Below are 19,856 nucleotides of genomic sequence, written 5' to 3'. Positions count from 1 at the left end.
GCGACCCGTTCGCCCCCGCCGAGGATGCCTGTCATGCGCCGTCTGATGCTGCTGTGTCTGTTCTTCGTGAGTTTCTCCGCGCTGGCCGCGCCGCGTGCCGACAAGATCAGCTGGACGGCCGACGGCAAGACCTTCGACGGCTATCTGGTCTGGGACGACGCCAGCAAGGCGCCGCGCCCGGGCGTGGTCATGGTGCCGAACTGGTACGGCGTCACCGACAGCGCGGTGGCCAAGGCCAAGACGCTGGCCGGCAAGGACTACGTGATCCTGCTCGTCGACATGTACGGTCGCGGCGTGCGTCCGGCCAATGCCGATGAAGCGGGCAAGGCCACGGCCGCGGTCTATGCCGATCCTGCGGGCCTGCGTACGCGCGTTAATGCCGCGCTCGCGGCCTTGCGTGGCGCCGGCAAGAAAGCGCCGGTCGACACCACGCGCATCGGCGCGATTGGCTTTTGCTTCGGCGGTGCGGTGGCGCTGGAACTCGCGCGCAGCGGTGCCGATCTCAAGGGCGTGGCCACCTTCCACGGCAATCTCTCGACCAAGATGCCGGCGACCAAGGGCGCGCTGAAAGCCCCGGTGCTGGTGATGAACGGCGGCGACGACAAGTACGTGTCGCAGGAATCCATCGTGGCGTTCCAGGAAGAAATGCGCAGCGCCGGCGCCGACTGGCAGTTCGTCAGTTTCGGCGGTGCCGTGCATTGTTTCGCCGAACCCGACGAAAAAGGCCCGGGCGGCTGCATGTACCACGCGCCGAGCTACCGCCGCAGCGTGCGCCTGATGCACGAGTTCTTCGGCGACGTCTTCGCCAAGAAATAAGGATTCAGTGGTTGCGTTCGATCGCGTAGCGCGCCAGGCCGCGCAGCGCGGCCGTCCACGGATTGTCGGCGAGTCCGTCCAGGCAGGCCTCGGCCGCCCGCGCATAGCGCGCGGCGGTGCGCTGGCTGTATTCCAGTCCACCGCTGGCATGGATCGCCGCGACGACCTCGGGCAGCGCCTGGCTGTCGCCTTCGCGAATGATCGTCGCCAATCGCTCGCGCAGGGTCGCGTCGGCATGCGCGAGCGCGTGGATCACCGGCAAGGTCGCCTTGCCCTCGGCGAGATCGTCGCCGAGATTCTTGCCCAGCGTCTGCGCATCGGCGGTGTAGTCGAGCACGTCGTCGGCGATCTGGAAGGCGAGGCCCAGATTCAGGCCGTAGTCGTGCATCGCCTGCTGCACCGGGGCATCGGCGCCGGCGACCAGCGCGCCCAGGCGCGTCGCGGCGGCGAACAGCACCGCGGTCTTGCGCTCGATCACGCGCAGGTAGGCCGCTTCGTCGGTATCGGGGTTGTGCACGTGCAGCAGCTGCAGCACTTCACCCTCGGCGATCTGGTTCGTGGTGTCGGCCAGCACGCGCATGATCGGCATCGAATCGAGTTCGACCATCAGTTGGAAACTGCGCGAGTACAGGAAATCGCCGACCAGCACGCTCGGCGCATTGCCCCACAGTGCATTCGCGGTCTTGCGGCCGCGGCGCAGGTCCGATTCATCGACCACGTCGTCGTGCAGCAGGGTCGAGGTGTGGATGAATTCGATGATTGCCGCGAGCTGGTGGTGATCGCCGCCGCCGTAACCGAGCGCGCGCGCCGCCAGCACTGCCAGCAGCGGTCGCAGGCGTTTGCCGCCGGCGGCGACGATGTGCTCGGAGATCTGCTGGATCAGGACGACGTCGGAATCGAGCCGGCGCCGGATCAGCGAATTGACCTGCGCCATGTCGGCGACGGCCAGTTGCTGGATTTCGGCGATGCCGGGCAGGGCGGAGGCGTGGGCTTGGGCTGACATGGGCACATTATAAGCGGCGTGCGGTGTTCAGCGTGTCGTTGGGAAGACACGATAGCGGTCCAGGGACAGGTTCACGCGTTCGCCGGGCTGCGGCAATTGCAGCAGGTCGTGGCTGGACAGGTCCATCACCAGGGGCCGCGCCTGACCGGCCAGGGTCGCCTCGAGCGTGACGCGTCCGGCCAGCCGCCGCACCTCCTGCACGGTCGCCTGCAGCCCGCGCTTGGACTCGCTCAGGCGCAGGTCGTGCGGTCGTGAATACAGCGTGGCCGGCCCCGCGCGGCAGCCGTCGCCGGCCAGCGGCGTCGACATGCCCGGCGCGAAGAACAGGCTGTCGCGCACCTCGCCCTCGATCTGATTGGAACGACCGATGAAGTCGAACACGAAGGGCGAGGCCGGATGACCATAGACGCGGTCGGGCACGTCGTCCTGTTCGATCGCGCCGCGATTCATCACCACCACGCGATCGGCCAGGTCGAGCGCCTCTTCCTGATCGTGGGTGACGAACACCGTCGTCAGGCCGGTTTCGTCGTGCAGGGTGCGCAGCCAACGGCGCAGCTCGACGCGCACTTTCGCGTCGAGCGCGCCGAAGGGTTCGTCGAGCAGCAGTACGGTCGGGTCGATCGCCATCGCGCGCGCCAGGGCCACGCGCTGGCGCTGGCCGCCGGACAGTTGTGCCGGCAACCGGTCGCGCAGCGCGGCCATCTGTACGAGTTCGAGCAGCTTGTCGACGCTCGCACGTATCGCCGGCTCGGCCGGTCTCTCCCGTCGCGGCTTGGAGCGCAGGCCGAACGCGACGTTCTCGAATACGCTCATGTGCGGAAACAGCGCGTAGTGCTGGAACACGAAACCGACGCGACGTTCGCGCAGGCTCAGGCGCGTCGCATCGCGACCGCCGAACACGATGCGACCGCCATCGACCGGCAGCAGGCCCGCGATCAGGCGCAGCAGGGTTGTCTTGCCCGAGCCCGAGGGGCCGAGCAGGGCGACCAGCTGTCCCGAGGGAATCGCCAGGTCGATCGGGTTGAGCGCGGCAAAGCCTTCGAACTGCTTGCCGACGCCTTCAATCAGGATGTCCATGGGTCTCCGTCAGTGGGAACGCGCGGTGCGCGCGAGCTCGTGGCCATGCCGGCGTTCGAGCCAAAGTTTCAGGCCCAAGGTCACCAGGGCCAAGAGGGTCAGCAGGGAGGCGACTGAAAACGCGGCCGCCGTGTTGAATTCGTTGTGCAGGATTTCCACCTGCAGCGGCAGCGTGTTGGTCAGTCCGCGGATGTGCCCGGAGACCACCGATACAGCGCCGAACTCGCCCATCGCGCGGGCATTGCACAGGAGCACGCCGTACAGCAGCGCCCAGCGCACGTTCGGAAAGGTCACGCGCCAGAACACCTGCCAGCCGCCCGCGCCGAGCGACGCGGCGGCTTCTTCCTGATCCTGACCTTGCTGCTGCATCAGCGGGATGAGTTCGCGCGCGACGAAGGGGAACGTGACGAAGAACGTCGCCAGCACGATGCCGGGCGTCGCGAAAATGATCTTGATTTCGTGCTCGCGCAGCCAGGGGCCGAACCAGCCCTGCGCACCGAAAATCAGCACGAACACCAGGCCCGCGACCACGGGTGAGACGGAGAACGGCAGATCGATGAAGGTCAACAATAGTTGTTTGCCCGGGAAGCGGAATTTCGTGATCGCCCAGGCCGTCGCGACGCCGAACACCACGTTCGCGGGCACGCACAGCGTGGCAACGAGCAGGGTCAGTCCGATTGCGGATCGCGTTTCGCCGTCAGCGATGGCAGCGACATAAGCCTGCCAGCCCTCCGCCGCGGCTTCGACGATCACCACGGCCAGTGGCAACAGCACCACGAACGCGATCAGTGCAATCGCCGCGAGCGTCAGCAACCAGCGCAGCCAGGCCGGTTCGGTCGTGGCCGCGAGCCGGGGTTCAGTGCGATTGGCCACGGGCGAGCCTCCGCTGCAGCAGGTTGATCAGGAACAGGATCAGGAACGAGGTCGCCAGCATCAGCGTCGCGATCACCGTGGCGCCGCCGTAGTCGAACTCCTCGAGCTTGATCACCACCAGCAGCGGCGCGATCTCGGAGACATAGGGCAGGTTGCCGGCGATGAAGATCACCGAGCCGTATTCGCCGACGCCGCGCGCGAACGCGAGCGCGAAGCCGGTGAGCATCGCCGGCAGTACCTGCGGCAGCAGCACGCGCCAGAGCGTGGTGAAGCGGCTTGCACCAAGCGAGGCTGCGGCTTCCTCGTGCTCGACATGCAGGGTTTCCAGCACGGGCTGCACCGTGCGCACGGTGAAGGGCAGGCCGATGAACAGCAGGGCCATGACGATGCCGGCCGGCGCATACGCGACTTTGATGCCGACCAGAGCCAGCCATTGGCCGATCCAGCCGTTGCCTGCATAAATAGCGGTAAGCGCGATGCCGGCCACGGCGGTCGGCAGGGCGAACGGCAGGTCGATGAAAGCATCGAACACGCGGCGGCCCGGAAAGCGATAACGCACCAGCACCCACGCGATCAGCGCGCCGATGAAGGTATCGATGAATGCGGCGAGCAGGGCGGTGCCGAAACTGAGTTTGAGCGCGGCGAACACGCGCGCATCGCTGATGATCGCCCACCAGCCCGCCGGACCCACGCCCGCCGCCTTGAGCAACAGCGCGGCGAGAGGAATGAGCACGATCAGGCTGAGCCAGGTCAGGCTCAATCCCAGCGTGAGGCCCAGGCCGGGCAGTGGCCCGGCCTGGCGCCATCGGTGCTGCCAATGGGCGAGGGTGGACGTCATCAACGCGCAGGCTTGTAGATCTGGTCGAACAGGCCGCCATCGGCGAAGTGCAACGCCTGCGCTCTTTTCCAACCGCCGAACGCGCCGTCGATCGTGACCGTGGTGACTGTCGGGAACTTCGCCAGCGCCGCCGCCGGCACGAGGTCCGGACGCGAGGGACGGAAGTGATGCTTGGCCGCGAGCTGCTGGCCCTGCGCGGAATACAGGAAGGCCAGATAGGCTTCGGCGGCCTTGCGCGTGCCATGGCGATCGACGTTCTTGTCGACAACCGCGACCGGCGGCTCGGCGAGGATGCTCAGGCTGGGCACGATGATCTGCAAATCCTTGCCTTCGGGCTCGTCGAGCGCGAGAAACGCCTCGTTTTCCCAGGCGATCAGCACATCGCCGATGCCGCGGTTCATGAAGGTCGTGGTCGAGCCGCGCGCGCCGGTATCGAGCACCGGCACATTGCCGTACAGGCGTGCAAGGAAGTCCTTGGTCTTGCCGCCGTCGCCATCGAAGCGCTTGGCCGCGAACGCCCAAGCCGCGAGATAGTTCCAGCGTGCGCCGCCGGAGGTCTTGGGATTGGGCGTGATCACCGATATGCCGGGGCGTACGAGATCGTCCCAGTCCTTGATCGCCTTGGGATTGCCCTTGCGCACCAGGAACACGATCGTCGACCGGTACGGTGTGCTGTTGTTGGGCAGGCGCGTCTGCCAGTTCGGCGGCAGCAATTTGGCCTTGTCGGAAATCGAATCGATGTCGGCGGCGAGTGCCAGCGTGACCACGTCGGCTTCGAGACCGTCGATGACGGCGCGGGCTTGTTTGCCCGAGCCGCCATGCGAGGTCTGGATGTCGAGCGTCTGTTTCGTCTGCGCCTGCCATTGCGCGGCGAAGGCGGTGTTGACCTCGCGATAGAACTCGCGTGTGGGATCGTAGGACACGTTGAGCAAGGTGCCGCCCTTGGCGGCGGCCAGACCGGTGCCGAGCGTGAGGGCTGTGGCGAGGAAAAAGCTGGAAAGGCGATTCATTTTTTGGCTCCGTGGGGCACAGAATCAGAACGAGACCTGGACGCGCGAGAAGAAGGTCTTCTCGTCGGGGCGATCGGCACTAAGCGGCGCGCCGCCGTCGAAACTGGCACGCGTGTGGTTGAAGACGAGCTTGAGATTCGCGCTCAGATACCAGTTCAGGCCCACGCCCCAGGCGCGCGAGCGCGTTGCGGACAGCGAACGGTCGGCATAGCGCGGGAACGCGTCGTCGTCGACATCGAGTTCGCCGTAGCGCGCCACCAGTTCCAGCGCGCCGAAGCCGTCGCCGCCGGGCACGAAGGGATGCGCTGGGCGAACCACGCCTTTGTAGCTGGCGTCTTCGCCGGTCAGCACCCAGCTGCCGGTGAGTTGCCAGGCGGTGTTCTCGAGGTCGATGCGCGAGGCGGCATTGCCCGGCAGCCACACTTCCTGTTCGGAACGGATGTATTCGCCGAGCAGGCCGAACGCGTTGCGGTAGTAGTAGGCCTGCGGAGACAGGCGGGTGTGCTTGCCGTCGGCCGTCACCGCGGCGCGGTAGTTGAAGAAGGTGTTCTGTCCCGGCGTGCGATAACGCGGCAGGAAGTTGTTGCCGCTGCCTTCCTTGACGCCGCTGCTCGCGGCCAGGCCGAAGCCCAGGCCGGACAAGCCGCTCGCGCTGTTTTTCCACGGCTCGAAGAACACACGACCGGCGTATTCGACGTTGTCGTCGGCATCGACGGTGGGGCTGTCGCGGCCATCGGGGGCGCCGTTGAACACGCCGATCGCGTAGTTGACGCGACCCGCCGCGAGCTCGCCCTGCAACTGCGCGCCGATATCGCGGTTGGGCGCGAGCTCGGTCGGGAAGCCGCGTTCGATCAGCGCGATCGCGTTCGCCGATTGCAGGCGTTCGAGACCGATCGGTCCCTTGAGCTTGCCCACGCGCAGCGTGTACGCGGGATTGAAGCGCACATCGATGTAGGCATCGATGACGGTGGCGCTGTCGCCGGCGAACTCCGGTGTCAGGCGGAATCCGAGCAAGGGACCGAGCGAGCCTTCCAGCGTCGGACGGATGCGCCGGAACAGGAAGGTGTCGTTCACCGCCGCGCCGTCGTCGCCCGAATACTGGCGCAGGTCGGCCTGCACGGTGCCGCGCAGCTTGATCTCGAACTGGGTGTCGGCGCTACGCACCGCCAAGCCTTTTTCGCCGAGGCTGATTACGGGCGCCGACTGCGCCTTCGCGGTCGCGTCATCCTGCTGCAGTTCGAGTTTGCGTTCGAGCACGCGCAGGCGCTGGTCCAGCGTCGCCAGGCCATCGTTGCTGGCGGTGGTGTCGGCAGTCGTGACGGGATTGCCCAGGCGTTGTTCGAGTGCGCGCAGTCGCTCGGACAGCGCGCGCAGCGTGGCGGCATCGGCGGGTTCTTCGGCTGCGCTGGGGGCGGCGGTGGCCAGCGATGCCGGCGCGGCGAAGGTCTGCAGGGGCAGGGCGGCAAGCAGGGCCGCGAGGGAGAGCGAAGGGCGTGACATCGGAGCTCCGGAAGTGGCGGATTTCATGGGACGCCTCCCGTCGTCGGGTTGGCAGGGATGCGGTGTCCGCGCGACGCGGTCGTTCAAAGACGGGCGCGGGTCCATGAGACCTCCTCGGACGGGGACGGGGTCTGCCGGCGGACGTCGTCGCTAAGTTGGCGCAGCGTGCGTTGATCGATCACCGAGGATATCGCCGTGCGCACTTCGCCCATGAGCGCGCGCAGGGCGCAGCGGTCCGGATCGGGGCAATCCTCGCAGGGCTTGTAGGCGGTGACCGAGGCGCAGCGGATCGGTGCGATCGGGCCGTCGATGAGGCGCACGATGTCGCCCACGCTGATCCGGTCGGCCGGGCGCGCCAACCGGTGGCCGCCGGACAGTCCGCGCTTGCTCTCGACGAGCCCGCCGTTGCGCAGCTCGACCAGGATGGCTTCGAGGAATTTCTCCGGCACGGCGGCGTCGCGGGCGATCTCGCGCGCCATGCGCCGGTCGGGATCGGACCGGGTCAGGGCGCACAGGGCGCGCAGGGCGTATTTGGCTTTCATGGTCAGCATGGCGGGCCGGGGACGAAAATCACACTGAACTTATAGAGTTCCCCTGGATTGACCGTCAATCCCATATAAAACAATTGGTTATGGCGTTTCGCCATGTGCTCATGCTGGTGCGGCATGAGGCGCTCCGGGGGCCGGAACGCGGCCTTGCCTGACCCGGGCCAGCGGCGGATTCCGGCTGCCCCCGGCCCCTGCGTATACTTCAGGATTGCTCGACCCCGGCTCGGAAAGTTCAGGAAGGAAACGACATGGCACGTGGCATCAACAAGGTGATTCTGGTCGGCACGCTCGGCCGCGACCCGGAAGTGCGGTACTCGCAGAGCGGCACGACGCTGACCACCGTCTCGGTCGCGACCAACGAATCGTGGAAGGACAAGAACGGCGAAAAACAGGAACGCACCGAGTGGCACCGGGTGAAGTTCTTCGGCAAGTTGGCCGACATCGCTGGCGAATATCTCAAGAAAGGCGGCCAGGTCTACATCGAAGGCTCGCTGCGCACCGAGAAGTACACCGACAAGTCGGGTGTGGAGAAATACAGCACCGATATCATCGCCAGCGACATGCAGATGCTCGGCGGCAAGTCGGAAGGCGGCGGCGAGCGCGCCCCGCGTGAATCGGGCGGCGACAGCTACGGCGGCGGTTCCCGTGGCGGTGCACCGCGCGGTGGCGGCAGCAGCGGCGGCAACGCGCCGATGCCACCCAGCCGCAACGACGAACCGTTCCCGGACGACGATATTCCGTTCTGATTCGTTACCGCGTTTCGCCGTACCAACAGGCCCGCCTTGCGCGGGCCTGTTGCATTGCGGCAAGCGCCGCCTCCGACACCCCCGCCCGCGCCGGGTTCGCAGCCTCTGCCGCATCCGATATCCTTGCGGGCAAGGGAATTCGAAGGATCGACATGCAGACCTGGCTGGTCACCGGCGGCGCCGGCTTCATCGGCGGCAATTTCGTGCTGTCGGCGGTCGCGGCGGGCGTGCGCATCGTCAACCTCGATGCCCTGACCTATGCCGGCAATCCCGACACGCTCAAGGCCCTCGATGGTCATGCGCAGCATGTCTTCGTGCGCGGCGACATCGGCGATGCGGCCCTGGTCGCGCGCCTGCTCGCCGAACACCGCCCGGCCGCGATCGTGAACTTCGCCGCCGAAAGCCATGTCGACCGCTCCATCGACGGACCTGCGGCCTTCGTGCAGACCAATGTCGTCGGCACGCTGGCCCTGCTCGAGGCCGTGCGCGACCACTGGCGCACGCTGCCCGACGGCGAGCGCGACGCCTTCCGCTTCCTGCATGTCTCGACCGACGAGGTCTACGGCTCGCTCGGCGAGTCCGGCGCTTTCACCGAAGAAACGCCCTACGCACCCAACTCGCCGTACTCGGCCAGCAAGGCGGCTTCCGATCATCTGGTGCGCGCCTTTCATCACACCTACGGTCTGCCGGTGCTGACGACGAACTGCTCGAACAACTACGGGCCGTACCAGTTTCCGGAAAAACTCATTCCGCTGATCATCCTCAAGGCGCTCGCCGGCGACGCCTTGCCGGTCTACGGCGACGGCCGCAACGTGCGCGACTGGCTGTACGTCAGCGACCACTGCGCGGCGATCCGGCGTGTGCTGGAAGCCGGCCGCATCGGCGAAACCTACAACGTCGGCGGCGATGCCGAGCGCATGAACATCGACGTGGTGAAAACCATCTGCGCCCTGCTCGATGCGCGCCGCCCGCGCGGCGACGGCCAGCCGCGTGAGGCGCAGATCCGTTTTGTCGCCGATCGACCCGGTCATGACCGCCGTTACGCGATCGACGCGAGCAAGCTCAAGCGCGAGCTGGGCTGGGCACCCGAGGTCGCCTTCGAAGAGGGCATCGCGCGCACCGTCGACTGGTATCTCGCGCATGAAGACTGGACGCAGCGCGTCCTGGATGGCAGTTATCGGCTCGAACGCATCGGCCAGGGAGTCGCGGCATGAAGCGCAAGGGCATCGTTCTCGCCGGCGGTTCCGGCACGCGCCTGTATCCCATCACCCAGTGCATCAGCAAGCAGCTGTTGCCGGTGTACGACAAGCCGATGATCTATTACCCGCTCAGCGTGCTGATGCTGGCCGGCATCCGCGAGGTGCTGATCATCAACACGCCGCATGAGCAGGCCCTGTTCCAGCGCCTGCTCGGCGATGGGTCGCAGTGGGGCATGAAGATCGAGTACGCCGTGCAGCCCAGTCCCGACGGGCTTGCGCAGGCCTTCCTGATCGGCCGCGAGTTTCTCGCCGGCGCGCCGAGTTGTCTGGTGCTCGGCGACAACATCTTCCATGGCCAGGGCCTGACCGAATTGCTGCAACGCGCCGATGCGCGCACCGAAGGCGCGACGGTGTTCGGGTACTGGGTCAAGGATCCCGAGCGCTACGGCGTCGCCGAATTCGACGCGGCCGGCCGCGTGATCGGTCTGGAAGAAAAACCGGCGAAACCGAAATCCCAGTACGCCGTCACCGGCCTGTATTTCTACGACGGCCGCGCGCCGGCGTTCGCGGCGAAGCTCACGCCGTCGCCGCGTGGCGAGCTTGAGATCACCGATCTCAATCGTGCCTATTTGGCTGAAGAGGCCTTGCATCTGGAGCGGCTCGGGCGCGGTTATGCCTGGCTCGACACCGGTACGCATGAATCGCTGCTGCAGGCCTCGAATTTCATCGAGACCATCGAGGCGCGTCAGGGGCTGCGCGTGTGCTGTCCGGAAGAGATCGCGCTGTTCAACGGTTGGATCGATGCCGCGCAGCTGCGCGAGCTGGCCCGGCCGCTGGCCAAGAACGGCTACGGCGAATACCTGCTGAGTCTGCTCGAGCACGCGCGCGTCGAATGAAAATCCACGACACCGACCTGCCGGGCTGCAAGCTCATCGAACCGCAGGTGTTCGGCGACAGCCGCGGTGCGTTCTACGAATCCTGGAACAAGCCGCGCTGGGCGCAGGCCGGCCTCGACCTGAACTTCGTGCAGAGCAACGTCTCGATTTCCGAACGTGGCGTGTTGCGCGGCCTGCACTATCAGTGGCCGCAGCCGCAGGGAAAGCTGGTCAGCGTGCTCGAAGGCGAGGTGTATGACGTCGCCGTCGATATCCGTCGCGGCTCGCCGCATTTCGGGCGCTGGACGGCTGCGGTGCTCAGTGCGCAGAACAAACGCGAACTGTGGATTCCCGAGGGCTTCGCGCACGGGTTCGTCGTGCTGTCCGAACGCGTGGTGTTCCACTATCTGTGCACCGCGCCGTACGTGCGCGAGGCCGACGCCGGCATCCGCTGGAACGACGGTCAGCTCGCGATCGATTGGCCGGTCAGCGCGCCGGCATTGTCGGACAAGGACGAACGCGCGCCTTTCCTCGCCGATATCTCCCCCGAGCGCCTGCCGGAGTTTTCCGCATGAAGATCCTGCTGCTCGGTGCCGATGGTCAGTTGGGCTATGAATTGCACCGTGCTTGCGCCCCCCTGGGCGAGATCCTGCCGTACACCTACACCGGCGCCTTGCCCGGCAACCAGCGCTGCGGACAGATCGACTTCGCCGTGCCCGGCGCCCTGGCTGCACTCATCGACGCGCAGCGCCCGCAACTGGTGCTCAACGCCGTCGCGCATACAGCTGTGGATCGCGCCGAGGACGAGCCCGCGCTCGCGCAGCGCATCAATGCCGAAGCCGTCGGCGAACTCGCGCAGGCCTGCCGGCAGATCGACGCGCGCCTGGTGCACTATTCGACCGACTATGTGTTCGGTGGCGACGGCACGCGCCCGTGGCGCGAAGACGATGCGACCGCGCCGCTGGCGGTGTACGGCCGCAGCAAACTCGCCGGCGAGGACGCCGTGCGCGCCAGCGGTTGTCGGCACATGATCCTGCGTACGGCTTGGGTGTATGCCTCGCGTGGACAGAACTTCCTGCGCACCGCGCTGCGGCTGGCGAAGGAACGCGACGAATTGCGCATCGTGCACGACCAGATAGGTTCGCCCACGCCCGCGCGCTGGCTGGCCACGAGCACGGCCCTGGCGCTGGCGCGCGAGAAAGCCTCCGACGGCACCTGGCATGTCGTGTCCGGCGGCGAATGCAGCTGGTTCCAGTTCGCCGCGGCGATCTATTCCGAAGCGCTGGCAGCGAAGATCATCGAACGTGCGCCGCGCCTGGTCGGCATCCCGAGCAGCGAATATCCGGCCAAAGCCAAACGTCCCGCGTATTCGCGCCTGGATTGCAGCAAGTTCGCCGCCGACTTCGGCCTGGCGCTGCCCGACTGGCGCATCGGGCTGCGCGAAGTCATCGGCGAACTCGCCGAGGCGCGCGCCTGAGTCCGACCGTTCAATCTTTGCTGTTCTGCAAGCCCCCACAACAGGCTTTTTCGAAGGAAATCCGATGACCTCCCGTGACCTTGTTTGCAGCTTGATGTTGGCGTCTTCCATGCTCGTCTCCGTGGCACTGGCGCCTGTCGCGCAGGCCGCCGAGGCCGCCGCGCCCGCAGCTGGTCCGATCCCGATCCAGGATTTCGTGCGCCACGCCGAGTTCAGTGCCGCGAAGATTTCTCCGGACGGCCGCTACCTCGCGATCACCGTGCAGCGCGGCGACCAGTTCGCGTTGGCCGTGCTCGACCTCAAGGACATGAGCCTGCTCAAGCAGACCGTGCTGCCCGACGACAAGAGCGTTGGCGCGTTCAATTGGGTCGGCGCCAAGCGCCTGATGTTCACCGCCGTGCGTAATTTCGGTCGCTTCGCCGCGCCGTTCAACACCGGCGAGTGGTTCGCGATGGATGCCGACGGTTCGCGCTCGCGCACCCTGATCTCCTACGGCACCAAGGACGCGACGCAAAGCAGCAAGGCGGTGTCTTACTCCGAAACATTCAACATGATGGAAACCCTGCCTGAGGACGAAACGCGCGCGCTGATGATGGTCAACAGCAGCGGCGGCGGCGAGGGGGTCGATACCGAGATCGTGTCGATCAATACGCTGACCGGCCAGCGCCGCGTGATCACGCGCGCGCCCGCTAAAAACTGCTCGATCGCGTTGGATGCCAACAAGGAGCCGCGCTTCGCCGACTGTTTCGTGAGCAAGGACGATGCCGGCAACTACGCCGAACTCACCGACCTGTATCGCCGCGAGGCGAACGGCGAATGGACCCTCGTCAATCGCTCCAAGGCCAACGGCCGCCGCATCGTGGTGGTCGGTTCGGCGAAGGACGGACGCATCTACGCGCAGTCCGACGACGGCAAGGCCCCGGCGGCTTTCGGCTTGCTCGATCAGGCGACTGGCGAGTTCAAGCCGCTGTTCCAGGATCCGGTGTCGGCACCGTCCGAATACATTGTCGGATCGGACGGCGCGACGATCCTCGGCATCGTCAGCCGTACCGGTGCGCCGCGTGTGGAGCTGATCGAGAAGGATTCGCCCGATACCGCGATCTACGCCTCGCTCGCGAATGCGTTTCCCGGCAAATTCGTCAACTTCTCCACGGCCACCACGGACGGCAAGCAGATCGTCGTCGCCGTGGGCAGCGACCGGCAGCCCGAAGAGCTGTATCTCTATGATCGCGACACCGGCAAGGCGCGTTTCCTGATCCGCGACCGCGACTGGCTCGACAGCGAGAAGATGGCGAGCGTGCGTCCGTTCTCGTTCACCACGCGCGACGGCCTGACCCTGCACGGCTACCTGACCGTGCCGAACGGCGCGAAGCTCGAAAACCTGCCGATGATCGTCAACCCGCATGGCGGTCCGATCGGTCCGCGCGACGACTGGGGTTTCAACTGGGAGACGCAGCTGCTCGCCAGTCGCGGCTATCTCGTGTTGCAGCTGAATTTCCGCGGCTCCGGCGGCTTCGGCAGCGGTTTCCAGGACGCCGGTCATCGCCAGTGGGGCGAGAAAATGCAGGACGACCTCACCGACGTGACCCAGTGGGCGATCAAGAAAGGCTATGCCGACGCCAGTCGCATCTGCATCTACGGCGGCAGTTATGGCGGTTATGCCTCGCTGATGGGTGCGGCGAAGGAGCCCGATCTGTACCGATGCGCCGTCGGCTATGTCGGCGTGTACGACCTGGAGATGATGTACAAGAAAGGCGACATCCCCGAAACCGAGAGCGGCCGGCGTTTCCTCGAGCGCACGATCGGCAGCGACAAGGCCGACCTGCAGCGGCGTTCGCCGGTGCACCTGGCCGCGAAGATCAAGATCCCGGTCTTCCTCATCGCCGGCGAGAAGGATCGCCGCGCGCCGCGCGAGCACACCGAGGCGATGCGCGATGCGCTGGTCGCCGCGGGCCATCCGCCGGAAGTGGTCATCATCCAGGCGGGCGAGGGCCACGGCTTCTACAACGAGGCCAACAACCTGGCGCTGTACACGAAGATGCTGGCCTTCTTCGACAAGTACATCGGCGCCGGCGCGGGCAAGGTCGACGTCGGCCAGCCGACCTCGGGCGACGCCGCCGCGCGTCATTGAGGGTCGCGATGCTTGCCAAGAACGGCGCCTGCGGGCGCCGTTCTTTTTGCTGGAAATCACGCGCGAACGCGTGTCGGCGATGTCGTTCTGCACGCTCCGTCACATCGCGGCGCTTGCCCGCGACTTGTCCTAACCCCTAGACTGCTGTTACTCGCGCTGTCCAGGACAGCATTGCTGGCAGGCGCGTGTGCAGTGTCGTCGCGAGAGGGATCGCAAGGACGCTTGATCGACTGTCCCCAGGCCATGCCGGCCCGGGCGACGACATAAACAGGGGACATCGCTATGTGGTCTGAATCGGTATCTGGTGCCGGACTCGCGCCTGTGCGCGCGAATCTGCACGTCACTACACCTTCCCGGCCACTGGCCCCGTCTCTTCGCCTGATCTGGCAGTCGCTGCTCGCGCTGGCCTTCGTGCTGATCGCCTGTCAGTCCGCGATCGCTGCACCGCCGACCTATGTACCGGTCGGTCCGCAGACCAATGTCGCCGTCGCGACCGTCACCGCCGGTGGCTGGACCGAGTGCCATCGCGATACCTACGGCTCGAGCGGCGCGTCGCTGGCGAGCATCCAGGCCGCCTGCAACGGCGGCCGGTTGATGCTGGCCTGCCGTCCGACGGGCAACCCGACCCTGACCCTGCTCGCGCAGGCCCCGCGTGCCGATGTCCTGTTCGATACCGGTACGGATTCGGCGACGGTGCACACCGCGAACGGCTCGGATTGGTACTACAACAGCAGCTGGTCCTGGGGCTTTGGACCGGGCGGCGTGGGTGCCAGCAAGAACTCCTGCGACATCATGGACTCCTCCTTCGGTGCGTATGGCGGACCCGGCACCTCCGGACCGCTGCGCCTGTGCATCCACACCGGCGGCGGCGTGCTCAACGGCGGCTGGCGGTGCGGCACCAACGACTCCCTCAATGGCAACAACGGCTTCGAACGCATCGTGTACATGGCCGACGCGTTGCCCGTGACCACGGTGCCGGACGCGCCGACCATCGGCACCGCCACTGCGGGCAACACGACCGCGACCGTGACGTTCTCCGCGCCGCTCAACGATGGCGGTAGCCCGATCCTCAGCTACACCGTGACCTCCACGCCCGGCAACATCGTCGCCACCGGCGCGGGTACTCCGATCGCCGTGAACGGCCTGACCAATGGCGTCAGCTATACCTTCACCGTCGTCGCCACCAATGCCGTGGGCGACAGTCTGCCCTCGGGTCCGTCGAATGCCGTCGTTCCGGTCGGTCCGCCGACGCTGTCGAATTTCCCGAACTTGAACGCGACCTATGGCGATGCCGACTTCACGTTGACGCCGCCGACCAGCGACAGCCCGGGTGCGTTCTCGTACCAGAGCTCGGATACCACGGTTGCCACGATCAGCGGCGATGTCGTCACGATCGTCGGCACCGGCACCACCACGATCACCGCCACGCAGGCCGCAACAGCGGCGTTCACCAGCGGCACGATCACCGCCGACCTCACCGTCGCGCAGGCCGCGCCGGGCTTGTCGGGTTTCTCCGACATGGTGAAAACCTTTGGCGATGCCGCGTTCACCCTGACGCCGCCGAGCACGAGCAGCACCGGCGCGTTCACCTACATGAGTTCCGATCCGACGGTAGCCACGGTCAGCGGCGATGTCGTCACCATCGTTGGTGCGGGCGCGACCACGATCACCGCCACCCAGGCGGCCGATGCCAATCACACCAGCGACACGATCACCGCGACGCTGACCGTCAACCAGGCGATCCCGACGATCACCGGCTTCGCGAACCTCGTGAAGGTTTACGGCGAAGCGGCCTTCGATCTCGTCGACCCAACCAGCAACAGCACCGGCGCTTTCACCTTCAGCAGCTCCGACGCCGCCGTGGCGACGATCAGCGGCCGCACGGTGACGATGACCGGCGCGGGCGTGACCACGCTGACGGCGACGCAGGCCGCGACCGCGAACTACGCGTCGGCGAGCGTGACCGCGACGCTGACGGTGTCCGGACGTCCCGATCCGACCAAGGATCCGGAAGTGGTCGGAAGTCTGCAGGCGCAGGTCGATGCCAGCGTGCGTTTCGCACGTGCGCAGCAGGACAACATCCGCGAGCGCCTGCGTCAGCAGCGCAACCGCAGTGGCGATGGTTCGGACAACAATCTGCAGGTCAGCCTGTTCTCGGGCTTCGGTCCGAGCATCAATCTTGCCCCGGGCGCGCTGCTCAACGGCGACGACGCGGCGACCTTCGGTGGCTGGGGTCTGTGGAGCGGTGGCCGCGTCTCGCTGGGCGATCGTGACGGCGCGCTGGGCAACAGCGGCTTCGACTTCCATGCCGAAGGCCTGAGCTTTGGTGCCGACCGCCGCGTCGGCAAGTCCTGGCTGATCGGTTTTGCGTCCGGCATGGGCTGGAGCGACAGCAACATCGGCGTGAACGGGTCGGAAGTGAATGGCCAGTACCGCTCGCTGAGCGTCTACGGCCTGTGGCGCGATGGCGATCACTTGTTCGCCGATGCGATGCTCGGGGTGGGCGACATCGGTTTCGACCTGCGTCGCTGGAGTTCGGTCGCCGGCACGATGGCGTTGGCCGAGCGCGACGGCAAGCAGCAGTTCGGTTCGCTGACCTTCGGCTACGAACATCGCAACGAAGCGATGTCCCTGTCGAGCTACGGTCGCCTCGATGCCAGCCGCACCACGCTCGATGCCTATCAGGAAGCGGGCGCGGGCATCTACAACCTGCGCTACGGTCGTCAGCATGTCGACAACTCGATGCTCGCCCTCGGCGTGGAAGGCAGCTATTTCCACGCGCTGTCGACCGGCTCGGTGCGTCCGTACTGGATGCTCGAGTATCGCCAGGACCTCGGTGGTCGCAGCGATGTCGACATCAACTACGTGACCTTGCCGGCCGCGACCAACTACCACCTCGCCCTCGACACGGCCGCGCAGCGCAACTGGCTGGCGGGGTTCGGCGTCGATCTGGACCTGGCCAACGGCTGGACCCTGACCACGCTGTTCCGTCATGAAACCGCGATGGGCACCGGCAGCCACAAGACCTTCGGCTTCCAGATCAGCTACGACTTCGGCCATGCCGTGCCGGTTCCGGGCGCACAGGCCCTGAACGCCGCGGACGCGGACGGCAGCGAGGCCGGCACACCGGCCACGACGACCGGTGTCCGGAGCATCACCACGCAGCGCTGAGTCGCCTCGCTGTGCAAGAGAACGCCGCCCGGGTTCCTGACCCGGGCGGTTTTTTTTGCCGGTCTGTCCTCGACCGGCAGACGGCTGCGTTAATCCTGCCGATGTCGAACACCTTCGACGTGCAGGAGGCCTTCCGTGAATCGCAATACCCTCGCTTTGCCTCTCGCGACCGGCCTCGGCCTTTGCCTCATGGCGCCCGCCGCGTTCGCTTCTTCGCCGACCTTCTACGGCAGCATCGAATACGGCCATAACGACGCCAGCGATGCCGAATACGTGCATGAATTTTCCGTCGATGCCACCGGCACGCAGTTCGCGCCGCTGCCGGGCACCGATTTCGATTCGGGCAACAGCGGGGCGCTGCGTCTGGGTCTGCGCTTCGATGCACATCTGTTCGTGGAGCTGGCGTTCAACAATGCCGATGCCGACGGCGGACCGAATGCGCTGGCCGGTGCGGCGTCCACGCCCTGCATCGCGGCGAACAACTTCAACGACGACATCTGCTCGCTCAACAGCCGGTTCTCATCCGACTACGAGAGCCGCAACATCGACCTGATCGTCGGTTGGACCATGCAGCCGGGCACGCGCTCGACCTTCAGTCCCTATCTCGGCATGCGTCGCATGAAGTTCCAGGACACCCGCCAGGGCGTGGACGCGATTTCCAGCGGCGGCAACTTCGGCCAGGTCATCACGACCGACTTCAGCCACACGGGCTGGGTCGCGGGCCTGCGCTTCAAGCAGAACTTCGCAACGAACTGGTTCTTCAACGCCGAAGTACAGCAGGCGCGCGCCAATGGCGACCGCAACCGCGTGCTATCGGGCACGTTCACGGCACCGAGCCCGGGCAACCGCAGTCTCGGCGTGACCCAGCGCATGATGCGCGTCGCCGTCGGCCGCAACTTCAAGATGGGCAACGGCACCGGCAGCCTGAGTCTGGGCTATCAGGACCTGAGCCACGGCGGCATCGACACGACCCAGTTCACCAGCACCAGCGGCGGCACGACGATCGGCCAGACCTATGTGCCCAACTACGCGGCGATTGGCGATGCCAATGCCGACATCTCCATGCGCGGCTTCTTCCTGAGCTTCGGCATCAATCACTGATACCGGACAGGCGAAGGGGATGGACAGGGCGGAATGGATTCCGCCCTGTTTTTTTGTGCCTGGAATAAGTCGCGTCAGTACACCGAGGGCGGGCGCGGTGGCGGCGGATCGTTGGTCCGCGTCGGTGCGGGCACGGCAGCGTTCGAACACACGGCCGTACCGGCATTGCAAACCAGATAGCTCGCGCTGTTCTCGTTGAAGGCGAAGGCCTTGTCGGACCACACGTGGGTATTGGCCAGCGTCGCGCGCAGCACGCCGTTGCGATAGACATCGACCTGCGCGGCGCCGTCCTGCCAGGTCAGACCGACGATCTGCGGCAGCCGCGGCAGGCCGGCCTGGCGGGTGACCGTGCCGACGAGGCGATTGGGCGCCGTCGGTTCGATATTGCGCACGCAGTCCCAGGTTTCGACGATGCGCGCGCCGGTATCGATGATCGCGAAATCCTGCGCGCGCACCGGACTGGCCGGCACGGCCTGGTCGAACACGCGCGAGCTGATGCCGATCTCGGCCCATTTGTGCGTCGTGTAGACATCGTCTTCGGCCGTCAGCGCGATGTTGCCGCCGTCAGCGAGCACGATGCCGTAGCGCTGCATCGTGCGCAGGATCACCTGCGCCGCCGGCGGGTAGCTGTTGACCGGGAAATTCGCACGCAGGCGCAGGCGCGAGCCATAGGGCACGGTCGATTCCGGGCCGGTCGGACCGCCGGCGTGGCTGCCCGGGTGCACGTAATAGCCGTAGCGATCGCCGTCGATGACCGTCGAGGCCATGCGTGGGTTCGGCAGGATGAAGCGGATCGCGTGGCCGAGATCGCCGTTGATGTTCTGCATCGCGGCATAGACTTCGTCGGCATTGAACAGCAGCGGCGCGATCGGGAAACCGGCGGCATCGGCGCTCGTGCAATGTTCGCCGCGGTTGTTGTCGGGATACACGCGATCGAGCTTCCAGATCGCCAGGCACTGCGCCTGCAGCCCGGTCGCGCCGGACCCGTTGGCGCGGTAGGCCTCGTACAGGCGATTGCCCTGCACGACGAGCAGGTGGCAATCCTCGCCGGCGTTGTCGCAGGTCAGGTTGGTAGACCCTTCGATCATCGCATTCGCGGGCACCGGCATCGCCGTGCCGGCCGCTTCGCAATCGGGGAAATAGTATTCGCTGGCATCGGGGTAGGCGACGATCGTGCGCGTCGGTGCGCCGCCCGGCGCACGCACGATGCGCATTGCGAAATCGATCTGCATGCGCCCATTGCCAAAACCGCCCAGGCCAACCCAGGCATTGATCATGGCCGTCGACTGCGGATGCAGAGGGGCGTAGGTGATGTCCTTGTTCCAGACATTGCCGGGCGGAAAGCGCGGCGGAGCCTCGGCCAGCACGGGACCGGCGGCCAGAGCAAAAAACAGGCCGAGCGCGGCAAGTGTGCGGTTCATCCCAAATCTCCGTTGGTGCTGGCGGCATTGGACCGGTTTGGGCGGTAAGTAACCGTGAAGCAGCTCACAT

17 protein-coding genes are annotated in these 19,856 nt (G+C 66.2%); 9 read left to right on the top strand and 8 right to left on the bottom strand.

Going from position 1 to position 19,856, the window contains the following annotated elements; all coding sequences use genetic code 11:
• Positions 1-33: 33 nt before the first annotated feature.
• Positions 34-816 (top strand): dienelactone hydrolase family protein, encoded by a 783-nt coding sequence (locus tag G467_RS0107980; protein ID WP_245559045.1) that lies wholly within the window; start codon positions 34-36, stop codon positions 814-816.
• Between the two features lie 4 nt (positions 817-820).
• Here the strand turns inward: G467_RS0107980 and G467_RS0107975 are convergent, their stop codons facing one another.
• The 7 genes from G467_RS0107975 to G467_RS0107945 all read right to left on the bottom strand — a co-directional run bounded on the left by G467_RS0107975 (position 821) and on the right by G467_RS0107945 (position 7,668).
• A complete protein-coding gene (locus G467_RS0107975; protein WP_022969207.1) occupies positions 821-1,819 on the bottom strand; it encodes a polyprenyl synthetase family protein in 999 nt (332 codons plus the stop codon).
• Positions 1,820-1,846: 27 nt separating this feature from the next.
• A complete protein-coding gene (locus G467_RS0107970) occupies positions 1,847-2,896 on the bottom strand; it encodes a sulfate/molybdate ABC transporter ATP-binding protein (RefSeq protein WP_022969206.1) in 1,050 nt (349 codons plus the stop codon).
• 9 nt (positions 2,897-2,905) lie between these two features.
• Positions 2,906-3,769 carry a sulfate ABC transporter permease subunit CysW gene (gene cysW / locus G467_RS15965; protein ID WP_022969205.1) on the bottom strand — a complete coding sequence of 288 codons (864 nt, stop codon included), beginning with the start codon at positions 3,767-3,769 and terminating at the stop codon, positions 2,906-2,908.
• The gene (gene cysT / locus G467_RS0107960) at positions 3,753-4,556 is read right to left on the bottom strand and encodes a sulfate ABC transporter permease subunit CysT (protein WP_211214056.1); all 804 of its coding nucleotides are present in this window, start codon (positions 4,554-4,556) and stop codon (positions 3,753-3,755) included. Before cysT ends, cysW begins: the two co-directional genes overlap by 17 nt.
• Positions 4,557-4,606: 50 nt before the next feature.
• On the bottom strand, positions 4,607-5,617 hold the full coding sequence (locus G467_RS0107955; RefSeq protein ID WP_022969203.1) for a sulfate ABC transporter substrate-binding protein: 1,011 nt from the start codon (positions 5,615-5,617) through the stop codon (positions 4,607-4,609).
• 24 nt (positions 5,618-5,641) lie between these two features.
• Entirely contained in the window at positions 5,642-7,117 is a 1,476-nt protein-coding gene (locus G467_RS0107950) for an OprO/OprP family phosphate-selective porin (RefSeq protein WP_022969202.1), read from the bottom strand.
• A gap of 83 nt (positions 7,118-7,200) precedes the next feature.
• On the bottom strand, positions 7,201-7,668 hold the full coding sequence (locus G467_RS0107945) for an RrF2 family transcriptional regulator (protein WP_022969201.1): 468 nt from the start codon (positions 7,666-7,668) through the stop codon (positions 7,201-7,203).
• A 245-nt stretch (positions 7,669-7,913) separates the two neighbouring features.
• On the opposite strand from G467_RS0107945, the gene ssb reads away from it, so the two are divergent.
• The 8 genes from ssb to G467_RS0107900 all read left to right on the top strand — a co-directional run bounded on the left by ssb (position 7,914) and on the right by G467_RS0107900 (position 18,365).
• Positions 7,914-8,411 (top strand): single-stranded DNA-binding protein, encoded by a 498-nt coding sequence (gene ssb / locus G467_RS0107940; RefSeq protein WP_022969200.1) that lies wholly within the window; start codon positions 7,914-7,916, stop codon positions 8,409-8,411.
• Between the two features lie 152 nt (positions 8,412-8,563).
• On the top strand, positions 8,564-9,625 hold the full coding sequence (gene rfbB / locus G467_RS0107935) for a dTDP-glucose 4,6-dehydratase (protein WP_022969199.1): 1,062 nt from the start codon (positions 8,564-8,566) through the stop codon (positions 9,623-9,625).
• On the top strand, positions 9,622-10,506 hold the full coding sequence (rfbA, locus tag G467_RS0107930; RefSeq protein WP_022969198.1) for a glucose-1-phosphate thymidylyltransferase RfbA: 885 nt from the start codon (positions 9,622-9,624) through the stop codon (positions 10,504-10,506). Before rfbB ends, rfbA begins: the two co-directional genes overlap by 4 nt.
• Positions 10,503-11,060: a dTDP-4-dehydrorhamnose 3,5-epimerase gene (gene rfbC, locus G467_RS0107925; protein WP_022969197.1), complete on the top strand. Its 558-nt coding sequence runs from the start codon at positions 10,503-10,505 to the stop codon at positions 11,058-11,060. Before rfbA ends, rfbC begins: the two co-directional genes overlap by 4 nt.
• Positions 11,057-11,962, top strand: coding sequence for a dTDP-4-dehydrorhamnose reductase (gene rfbD, locus G467_RS0107920; protein ID WP_022969196.1), 906 nt, complete (start codon positions 11,057-11,059; stop codon positions 11,960-11,962). Before rfbC ends, rfbD begins: the two co-directional genes overlap by 4 nt.
• A 109-nt stretch (positions 11,963-12,071) precedes the next feature.
• Complete coding sequence (locus tag G467_RS15960; RefSeq protein ID WP_051130417.1) at positions 12,072-14,093, top strand: alpha/beta hydrolase family protein; 2,022 nt, start codon at positions 12,072-12,074, stop codon at positions 14,091-14,093.
• A gap of 321 nt (positions 14,094-14,414) precedes the next feature.
• Positions 14,415-17,264, top strand: a complete 2,850-nt coding sequence (locus G467_RS0107905) for an autotransporter domain-containing protein (RefSeq protein WP_022969194.1) — start codon at positions 14,415-14,417, stop codon at positions 17,262-17,264.
• Between the two features lie 135 nt (positions 17,265-17,399).
• Positions 17,400-18,365, top strand: a complete 966-nt coding sequence (locus tag G467_RS0107900) for an outer membrane beta-barrel protein (protein ID WP_026802486.1) — start codon at positions 17,400-17,402, stop codon at positions 18,363-18,365.
• 74 nt (positions 18,366-18,439) lie between these two features.
• On the opposite strand, the gene G467_RS15955 is transcribed toward G467_RS0107900, so the two are convergent.
• On the bottom strand, positions 18,440-19,786 hold the full coding sequence (locus tag G467_RS15955; RefSeq protein WP_022969192.1) for a hypothetical protein: 1,347 nt from the start codon (positions 19,784-19,786) through the stop codon (positions 18,440-18,442).
• Positions 19,787-19,856 lie beyond the last annotated feature (70 nt).

Source organism: Arenimonas oryziterrae DSM 21050 = YC6267 (assembly GCF_000420545.1).
GTDB classification, from domain to species: domain Bacteria; phylum Pseudomonadota; class Gammaproteobacteria; order Xanthomonadales; family Xanthomonadaceae; genus Arenimonas; species Arenimonas oryziterrae.
Note: the sequence above shows the minus strand (reverse complement) of the source record. Positions and strands in the feature narration are given on the sequence as shown.